Source organism: Paenibacillus albidus (assembly GCF_014644435.1).
GTDB lineage: Bacteria > Bacillota > Bacilli > Paenibacillales > Paenibacillaceae > Paenibacillus_AQ > Paenibacillus_AQ albidus.
In genome coordinates, this window is sequence record NZ_BMKR01000073.1 from 1 (window position 1) to 8,808 (window position 8,808).

General features: G+C 37.8%; 9 protein-coding genes. All 9 read right to left on the reverse strand.

Features of this window, described 5'->3' with window-relative positions; all coding sequences use genetic code 11:
- Positions 1–252: 252 nt before the first annotated feature.
- The 9 genes from IEY53_RS34075 to IEY53_RS34115 all read right to left on the reverse strand — a co-directional run bounded on the left by IEY53_RS34075 (position 253) and on the right by IEY53_RS34115 (position 8,215).
- A complete protein-coding gene (locus IEY53_RS34075; RefSeq protein WP_189032702.1) occupies positions 253–585 on the reverse strand; it encodes an HIT domain-containing protein in 333 nt (110 codons plus the stop codon).
- Between the two features lie 13 nt (positions 586–598).
- Positions 599–763 carry a hypothetical protein gene (locus IEY53_RS34080; protein WP_189032704.1) on the reverse strand — a complete coding sequence of 55 codons (165 nt, stop codon included), beginning with the start codon at positions 761–763 and terminating at the stop codon, positions 599–601.
- Positions 764–819: 56 nt separating this feature from the next.
- Positions 820–1,755: an acetamidase/formamidase family protein gene (locus tag IEY53_RS34085; protein ID WP_189032706.1), complete on the reverse strand. Its 936-nt coding sequence runs from the start codon at positions 1,753–1,755 to the stop codon at positions 820–822.
- 226 nt (positions 1,756–1,981) lie between these two features.
- Positions 1,982–2,446, reverse strand: coding sequence for an NUDIX domain-containing protein (locus tag IEY53_RS34090; protein WP_189032708.1), 465 nt, complete (start codon positions 2,444–2,446; stop codon positions 1,982–1,984).
- Between the two features lie 246 nt (positions 2,447–2,692).
- Positions 2,693–3,919: an alpha/beta hydrolase family protein gene (locus tag IEY53_RS34095; RefSeq protein ID WP_189032710.1), complete on the reverse strand. Its 1,227-nt coding sequence runs from the start codon at positions 3,917–3,919 to the stop codon at positions 2,693–2,695.
- 264 nt (positions 3,920–4,183) lie between these two features.
- Positions 4,184–4,699: a GNAT family N-acetyltransferase gene (locus IEY53_RS34100; protein WP_189032712.1), complete on the reverse strand. Its 516-nt coding sequence runs from the start codon at positions 4,697–4,699 to the stop codon at positions 4,184–4,186.
- Between the two features lie 700 nt (positions 4,700–5,399).
- Complete coding sequence (locus IEY53_RS34105) at positions 5,400–6,197, reverse strand: SPL family radical SAM protein (RefSeq protein ID WP_189032714.1); 798 nt, start codon at positions 6,195–6,197, stop codon at positions 5,400–5,402.
- Positions 6,198–6,544: 347 nt separating this feature from the next.
- A complete protein-coding gene (locus IEY53_RS34110; protein ID WP_189032716.1) occupies positions 6,545–7,483 on the reverse strand; it encodes an aminoglycoside phosphotransferase family protein in 939 nt (312 codons plus the stop codon).
- Positions 7,484–7,756: 273 nt separating this feature from the next.
- Positions 7,757–8,215 carry a VOC family protein gene (locus IEY53_RS34115; RefSeq protein ID WP_229696523.1) on the reverse strand — a complete coding sequence of 153 codons (459 nt, stop codon included), beginning with the start codon at positions 8,213–8,215 and terminating at the stop codon, positions 7,757–7,759.
- Positions 8,216–8,808 lie beyond the last annotated feature (593 nt).

An 8,808-nucleotide genomic window follows, 5' to 3' on the forward strand; every position in this document is an offset into this window, starting at 1 on the left:
AACGTGGATTTCCTATTTTATGCTCCACTGAGAGATAGAAATAAATAACAAAGCCCATAGGCTAGCACGTACCCGCGGCTTCGTTCAACAGGGATTTGCGCAATTGCCGCACAGCTTTTCTGCCCATATGATTACGACACTAAAGTCCTTCATTAGTGGTTATGAAGGTCTTTTTTTCGGGCAACTGCGCAACCAATCCAGAGTGTTATACGTTGTTGCCGACTTCTTATGATTTACTCACAAAATATTTTTTTATCTGATCTTCTCGCCACTCACAACATGCCAGTGCAAATGTTTTGAATCTTGATATGTTCCTAAGTTTGTAATAATCTTTGAAGATCCGGTTTTTAATGTCATTTCCGACGCAACTCTTTTAATTACTTTCATTAATTCCAATAATAAATTCTCATTGTTATCTTCTTCTTCAGAAATTAATGATTGTACATGAACCTTGGGAATTACTACAATATGATGTTCATAGAAAGGTCTGGTATGGTGATAAGCAAGAACAATTTCAGTCTCTATCACCTTGTTAACTTGTGTTTTTCCATTTAGAACTTCATCACAATAAAAATCATGAGTCATAGTATCCCCCTATTTATGTACTTTCGGTAATTGCGTATAACGTTTGGCATTCCTGACGTTCAAGCGGCTTAAGTGACCAAAGGGAACGGGTCGTTAGACTTAGCTGGTTGAATGTGTCACCTGATTCCACTTCTCCGAAAATCTTCTCGGCGACCAAGGAGCGATAGCGACGCAGCAAGAATGCATTGTTATATGATGTTGACGCCTTCTCTGATTATACTAAATATTTACTATTCATCTTAATGCACCATGAGGAAGCACAGCATGAACCCCTTTGACTCCATTAACTACCTGAGTAATTCTTAAATCAACTACCGCACTTCCTAATGCAATAGCTTCTACCCTATTTATATCAAAAAGATTACCCATTAGGTTTAACATACCGTCCATAGCTTGAACAGTAGCTTCATTCAAATCTTCATGAAATCCAAAACTAATCCACCCACTAGGAGTATTGGCAATCGGTAACTCAAGTTTCATGTCTTTATTGACTGTAAAAGTTAGTTCTACGGATTCCATGGGACATTCGATCGCTTGACAACTAATTTCGCCGTCACCTTGTGCAGCATGGCCATCTCCAACAAAAAAATATGCACCATCTACTGGAATTGGGAGATATAAAACACTTCCTTTTGTTAATTCCTTGCAGTCAATATTTCCACCACAAAATCGAGGAGGCCATGTAATATGAATCCCCTTCTCTTCTGGTGGCATTGCATATATTCCCATAAAAGGTTTCAACCCCACAGAAAATGTTCGCCCATTTATTTCTGTGTTTCCGATCATGTTCCTATTGTTCAATTCCCATTGAAGATTAATTTCCTTTTCTTCGATTAAACCAAGTTTCTGATTCTGCCAGTTCGGATATTGACCAGCAGATGTAAATCCATAAGGACCAGGGATAACTTCATTTATTCTTACTTCAAGTGTCATCCCTTTTTTTGCTTCTATTATTTGTATAGGCCCAAGTAGTGCATGCCCCCAATCTATTTCTTTTCGTTTCTCATAGGGTTTTATTCTCTTCCCCTCATCTGAGGGAGTACCCCAACCAGCATCGAAACATGAATATTGAACTGTATCTCCGGAATTGATTATTAATATAGGATCAAACTCGGCGGAAATAGAACCATATAAATTAGTTCGATCTGGTATTACTTTGAATACTGCCATGCAACATTCCCCCTAATTTATTTGACTTGCGTCAATTTCTTATAACGTTTCCGCATTCACGAACCCGAGAGGCTTAAAGGAGCGTAGCGACTGGGTCGAAGACTTAGCCTCGCAGGAGTTGTCTGCCTGAATCCACTTCTCCGTATTATCTTCAGCAGACCAAGGGCGTAGCCCGCAGCGTGAATGTTGTGTTATACGAAGACTTGCTCTTCATCGAAAAACCTCACTAAACCTCTTCGAATGTACTTTCGAAAAAGGGCCCTTCAATATCATTTATATAGTTTTCAATAATCTTTCTCATTGGTTGAGGAAGAAGGTTATGTCGGTCCATCTCATTTATGGGTATCCAATAAAATTCTAAATGGCTCTCTTTTGATTCTGGATTCTTTCTATAATCTGCGTTTTCTAATTTAGTAATAAAAACATGATTTATCTCTTGATGATATGTTCCTTCATCTTCGTGTTCAGCTTCTACTGCTCCTATGTACGGCCCGACTTCACTTATTAAACCAAGTTCTTCATTTATCTCTCTATACAAAGAGGTTCTAATACTTTCATGAAACTCAACATGTCCTCCTGGTAAAAATGTGTTATCCATTCCTATGCAATGGGCAACTAAAAGATGGTTATCGGTTAATATGACTCCTCGAGCCAGCACGTGGTACTTTTGTGGTTGTTCTTGCTTTATCATTTTGAAGTCTCCTTCTAAAATTGTTGGTTTTTAATAGGGTTAGCAAGTTTTCGTATAACGTTGTTGTATTCACGAACCCTCACTGGCTTAAGCCGCGCAGCGGCGGGTCCGACGGACTTAGCCAGTGCAGGGTTGTCTGCCTGATACGACTTCCTCGAAATACCTCGGCAGACCAAGCGGCTTCAGCCGCGCAGCGTGAATACGGTGTTATCAGATGGGAATGCCTTCATTGAATCTACGATCAAGTTATTTCTCTTCAATGATTTTTATTTCTATTTGATTATTATCAATCTTGTCTAAGATATTGTTATCTTGTTTCTTCAAATATTTATTAAAAAAAGCTACTGTATATTTGTTTATCAATAAATGATTTTGTTTAATCTGATCGGTCACGTTACTCGGATTTAGATTGTCAATAAAACTATTATGATTTGTGTTCTTAATTGTAATATCGTAGCCACCATTACTTAAAATATTATTCATTCTCATCCTATATTCTTTTGGATAACTCAATATCCGTTCTACTGATTGTCCCGTCCGTTTTGCAGTTTCAATCTCTTGTTCTAAGTATTCTTTAGAATGTTCCAATAAACTTAGCCTTTCGGTGTGCATCCACATAAATGGTTGCTTTAGCCCTTGGCTTATGGGTTCTGCACCATAAGGAAAGCCGTCGAGATTAATTCCCGCCTTAAATCTGTTATCCGCATAGAGAACATACGCAGCATTTGCCCCTCCAAAAGAATGCCCCATTATACCAACGTTACTTTTGTCGATTTTGTTTACAAAAATACCTTCTGGATCCATATCATGTAATTTAATAATCTGATCTAAAACAAATGAGCTGTCTTTCGACCAGATGTCCCTTATAAGTAAACCAGCTTCTTGATAGTCGGCAGGTATACTTATATTCTTTAATAACTTCGTTCCATCAGCAAAGAGTGTTCCACTATTTGAAAAAAATGTATGTTGAACACTAGCAACTATAAATCCATGACTTGCAAGTTCTTCAAACTGAAAAGTGCTAAAAAATCGATTACTCCCTAATCCATGCGAAAACAGTATAACTGGAAATGTCCCTTGATCTTCAGCAATAGTAGCTCTAATTATCGAATGAGTTTCTTTATTGTTGTATAGATATTCTTTCCAAAATTTTATCTTAGTACTGAGAGGTTTAAGTTCATTATAGTCTGCAAAATATGTCATTTTCTTACCTTTTGTATCTTTTTTAGCCGGGTACCAAAGTTGAACCATTAATTGGCGGAAATCGTCAGGATCTTCTGTATATAGTTCTTTACGTGATGTATCTTTCCAATGATAAGAGACACTGCCTACTTTATATTTACCTGTCGGCATTTCCACCCTATCACTTGGTATGGAATTGAATGCGATCGAGATCATCAGTATTAATAATAAACAAACAAATATACCAATATATGCGACTATCTTCTTGATTTTTATTTTTTTAGTAGTCATTATGAATGTTATCCTCTCAATTTATATATTTCTTTGCATTCTTTCTGATAACGTTCATGTATTCACGACGCCCCACCACCTTAAGGTCCCAACGGGACCGGCCGCGATGTGGTTAGGTGGTGCGGGTGTGCCCGGCTGAATATTCTTCCCCGCTGCTGAAATGCCTCTCCGACTCCACTTCTTACTTCTGCCGGACCGAGGGCCGAATGGCCCGATGCGTGAATATGGTGTTAGATGAAGGGCTTGCCTACCTTGAAATAGCATTCAAATCTTCTTTCTTAAATGCCAATATATCATTTCGTCGTCTCTTGATATTTTCTCAAACTTCATTTTTTCTAATATTCTTGCGGATTCGATATTATTTATTAAACTTTTTGCAGTAATTGCTGTTACTTCCGGTTTTGAAAATGCCCAGTCAGCTAAGCCCTGAGCTGCTTCAATTCCATAGCCTTTCTTTCGTTCTTGCTCTATTATTCCATAACCAATATCAATCTCTCCCTTCGAATTAGGTATCCCTTTAAATCCTGTATCACCAATGATTGTCATTCTATCTTTCTTGATTATCATCCACGACTCAAACCCTGTTGGCTCTTTTACTAAATCCAAATTTCTTAGTATCTTGGGAATGGTCTCAATAGCATCTTCATCAGGCCATCCTTCCCCTAAGCAAAAGCCCATACTTACTAATTCTTCTAAATTTCCATCTAATATAGCGTTAGCAATCTTTCTTGTAAAGGGTATTAAAAAAAGTCTTTCTGTAGTAATTGGCTCTACGTTCATCTATAACAACATCCTTTTCCTCTGTCTTGTAGTGTGTTTTAAAGATTGGTTACTTTTAATTTGCAAGTCTTTCATCTAACGTTCCCGCATTTACGACGCCGACGTAGTCGGTGTGTCCCGGCATATGCTTCTTCGCTTCATACCTTCCGGGACCAAGGGGCGGCAAAGCCGGCTCGCAGCGTAAATGTTATGTTATATGCTGTCGAGACTTCTTCGAGTGATCTAATCACATTTCTTCAATCTTTATAGGTTTGTTCAATCTTTGCCTAGGTTTGTCTAGCCTTTATTCTAATCGTTCCTTGTGTTGTTCATCTTTATAGAGGTTCTGACTTTATCGTGTTTATAGCAGTTTCTTCGATTTATAGTCTTTTCCGCTCTTATCATCCCTTCGGTTCGTTTAGATTTGATTATGTATAACGCTTTATACAAATATACCACTACCCCTAATAATTGGTAATGGCAAAATAGATCTTTAATATAGGTTTTCTCGATTGCATATAACGTTCTCTGCATTCACGAATACTCACTGACTTAAGGCCGTAAGGCCAGGTGCGCTTGCGCACTTAGTCAGTGCAGTATTGTCCGCCTGATCCAACTTCCCCGATATCCCTCGGTGCGGACCAAGGGACGGCTTGCCGGCCCGCAGCGTGAATGCGATGTTAGCTGAAGTCAACCGCTTCTCGAAATACTATCATAATTATTAATTACTCGACTCGAATACAAACTTTACTCTCTCAGTTTTACCCCACTTTTCTTTAATATCTTCATAGTAAACATCCGTATTATTATATATTATGTCTTTGTAAGTCTTAGCTAAATGAGGGTAATGATTGTCGATGAAACGTTCCAACTTTAGTGCTGGTCTAGTGTTTCGTTTTAATCTAACCTTATCTAAAAATACAGGAATGTCTTGATCTATTGCGTTAATCATTAAATCTATATCTGTAATACCAGGTAAAATCGGAGTAATAAATACCCATACAGTAATTCCCATTCGGTGTAACTGATTTGCTGTCTGTATATTACTCATAAGAGTATAATCATCGATCTTACTCAACTGTTGTAGGTTAGATAATCCTAAAAGTAAAGTAAATTTGTTCCCCATAGGTTTTATTACATCAATATCTCTAAAAATAAGTTTTGATCCGGCTTTAGTTGTAACCATACATTTCAAATTTAACTTACTTAATTCAAGTAAACATTTTCTTGTTAATTGATATTTCCGTTCTATCTCCATATAAGGATCACACTTACTACCCAAGTACACAGTATCTTCTTTATTCCATTGAATAAGTTCTTTTTGCAAAACATCTGAAATATTAAGTTTAACATTCAAGTTAGTATTCCAAGTCTCATCGTCTAATTGGAAACAATAAGGACATCCAATTGTACATCCATCATACGGGTCTATAATCGGTATTGTCCCCCCATCCGGGGGATATTCATAAGTCATTGCACTATTAACAAATATTTCTTTGAGCATTTTTACCATCTCCATTCATCATCTTATAACAAGATGGTAAATTAATCCTCAAAAAAAATATAGACTTATAATTACTGATTTGTTATGATGTTGAATAAGGTCTTGAAAAAAAATGACATACGAATCCATGGGTCATATATTGATCTATGGTTTTTTTATGTTTTCGGTTGATTTCAGCTAACGTTTGGGTATCTACGAATCCTCACCACCTTAAAGGAGCGAAGCGACTGGCCGCGACGCGGTTAGGAGGTGCAGGGTTGTCTGCTGAATCCGCATCCTAGAAATCCCTCTTGCAGACCAAGGTTCGTAAGAACCGCAGCGTAGATACGATGTTAGGTGATGCCGCTTCTTCTTCGAACAACTCACAAGTTTATTAATCTATTATTATATATTTGATTCATTAGATTCCTTCCATACTCTCTAACTCTTGGTGAGTTATTTTGGGTTCCCCAATAGATATCACTCATTGCCATCTTTATGCAGCAAATTTTTATTTGTATGTTCTTCTCCTTAATTACTTCAAGACCATAGCCTTTGAAAAAAGCTTTCATGGCTGATTCATTGCCCGTGAAATATCTCTCAAATAATATAGAGAAATTGTCCACATCTATGCCCCACAGCATATTCTCAAAGTCGATCATTCCAGTAAAAATTCCATCTTCATCAACTAACCAATTCCCAGGAGTTGAATCCCAACTTATAGGGACAGGTTTTGTATGTTCAAAAGCATCCACATTCTGAAGTGCCCATTCCAATAATTCAAATTCCGAAGGTTCTAATAACCCTTCTTGTATGCATTTACTTGCAATATCACTGATTGAGTTATTAACATAGTTAACGGGATCTCTATGATGAAACAACTCAATTGGATTTCCATCTTTATCGGGTCGGCCAAACCATTCCCCAGCTCGCGAGTTATGTATTGATCTCGTTAGTTCACCAGCCTTAAAGTAAGCGGCATCAACGGCATCAAAATCCAATTCTGTTTCTCTCATGATCGTTCCAGCAATTGATGTAATTAATATTGATTGCCAACCATCACCCTCGAAAACTTTGATTAATTCCGGTACATATGGCTTCAAGTGGTAAACCCAGTTATTATAAGCATAAACTTCAGGGTGCCATCTCTGTTTTCTAGTATAAGTCTTCAAATAATAAAATTTATTATCGAAATTAGAACTGATCTTCCATACCCCAGTTCTCGTACTCTTAGGTCTATAATTATTTATTAATTGAAATGGTCCAATGACGGATTGAACTAATCCATATAATTCAATTGGATATAATTCTAATTGCTCCATGATATCCCCCTCTAATAAACACTCCCGAGATATTACTACATAATAATCTTAAGCGGTTTCGCCTAACGTTCCCGCATTCACGACGTTCAAGCGGCTTAAGGACCGTAGGTCCGGGTGGCTTCGCCACTTAGCCAGTTGAATGTGTCCGGTGAATCCGCTTCTCCGAAATGCCTCTTCCGGACCAAGGGTTGGGCTTGTCCCAGCCCGCTGCGTTGAATGCGATGTTAGGTGATGTCTCTGCCTTCTTCGGATTACTTACAATATTCTTCTTATCTATTGTTTGTTATATGGTCCAGTTATCTCAAGCATATTTCCATCCGGATCTTCAAGCATAAAGCAATAATAGGGTTGAACTATATTTATGTACAAAATTTCTGTTAGTCTACCAATATTCAATGACTTAATTCGTTCATATTCATTCTTAAGATCTGGTACATTAAAATTCAATATGACATTATTTCCGTAGTTTATTTTGTTATTCTGCTTAAATAATAAATACTCATCGTTGAAATGTTCCTCTAAATTTTCGTTGTTTCTTATTAGCTCGAGATCATATTCAGGATTCCACAGTGCTAAGGTATTTCCACAATCAAATTGAGCCCACCTCTTTATGTTCCTAGATTGTGCTTTGACCCCCAGGGTTGCTTCATAAAATGAAATTGATTTTTCCATATCCTTCACAATTAAATATGTACAAGTCAAATGTAACAATTCCCCAACTCCTTCTCCCACACACTATTCTTCTTCGATTATACTTAATATTGGGTTCAAATTGTTGCAGAGATTTCACCTAACGTTTCTGCATTTACGACGCCGACGTAGTCGGTGTGTCCCGGTATATGCTTCCTTGCTCCTTAACTTCCGGGACCAAGGGACGGCAATGCCGACCCGCAGCGTAAATGTAATGTTAACTGATGTTGGCTCTTCTTCGAGATTGCTTCCAAATATAGCACTTATATGTCTTGTCGAACTTTATAGGTTTTTCGGTCTTTATAGGTTTTTCGGTCTTGATTTATTTTCGGTCTTGATAGGTTTTTTCGAACTTTATAGGTTTTCGATCTTTATAAGTCTTGTCCGTCTTGACAGTCCTTTATGTTTTGTTAGCCCTTTTAGTCTCTTTAGTTCTTTTATCTTTACCCAGCCGATTTCAGTTAACGTTCCCGCATTTACGACGCCGACGTAGTCGGTGTGTCCCGGCATATGCTTCTTCGCTTCATACCTTCCGGGACCATGGGGCGGCAAAGCCGGCTCGCAGCGTAAATGTTATGTTGAACTAAACCGCTACGCGGTAGCTTTTCAAACTCACAAACCTTTTCTGCCAGTTT

Bases quoted from the DNA above. Each gene is read 5' to 3' on its own strand.
- IEY53_RS34085 (WP_189032706.1), bottom strand. From the start codon at position 1,755: ATGGCAGTATTCAAAGTAATACCAGATCGAACTAATTTATATGGTTCT.
- IEY53_RS34075 (WP_189032702.1), bottom strand. From the start codon at position 585: ATGACTCATGATTTTTATTGTGATGAAGTTCTAAATGGAAAAACACAA.
- IEY53_RS34090 (WP_189032708.1), bottom strand. From the start codon at position 2,446: ATGATAAAGCAAGAACAACCACAAAAGTACCACGTGCTGGCTCGAGGA.
- IEY53_RS34095 (WP_189032710.1), bottom strand. From the start codon at position 3,919: ATGACTACTAAAAAAATAAAAATCAAGAAGATAGTCGCATATATTGGT.
- IEY53_RS34100 (WP_189032712.1), bottom strand. From the start codon at position 4,699: ATGAACGTAGAGCCAATTACTACAGAAAGACTTTTTTTAATACCCTTT.
- IEY53_RS34110 (WP_189032716.1), bottom strand. From the start codon at position 7,483: ATGGAGCAATTAGAATTATATCCAATTGAATTATATGGATTAGTTCAA.
- IEY53_RS34105 (WP_189032714.1), bottom strand. From the start codon at position 6,197: ATGGAGATGGTAAAAATGCTCAAAGAAATATTTGTTAATAGTGCAATG.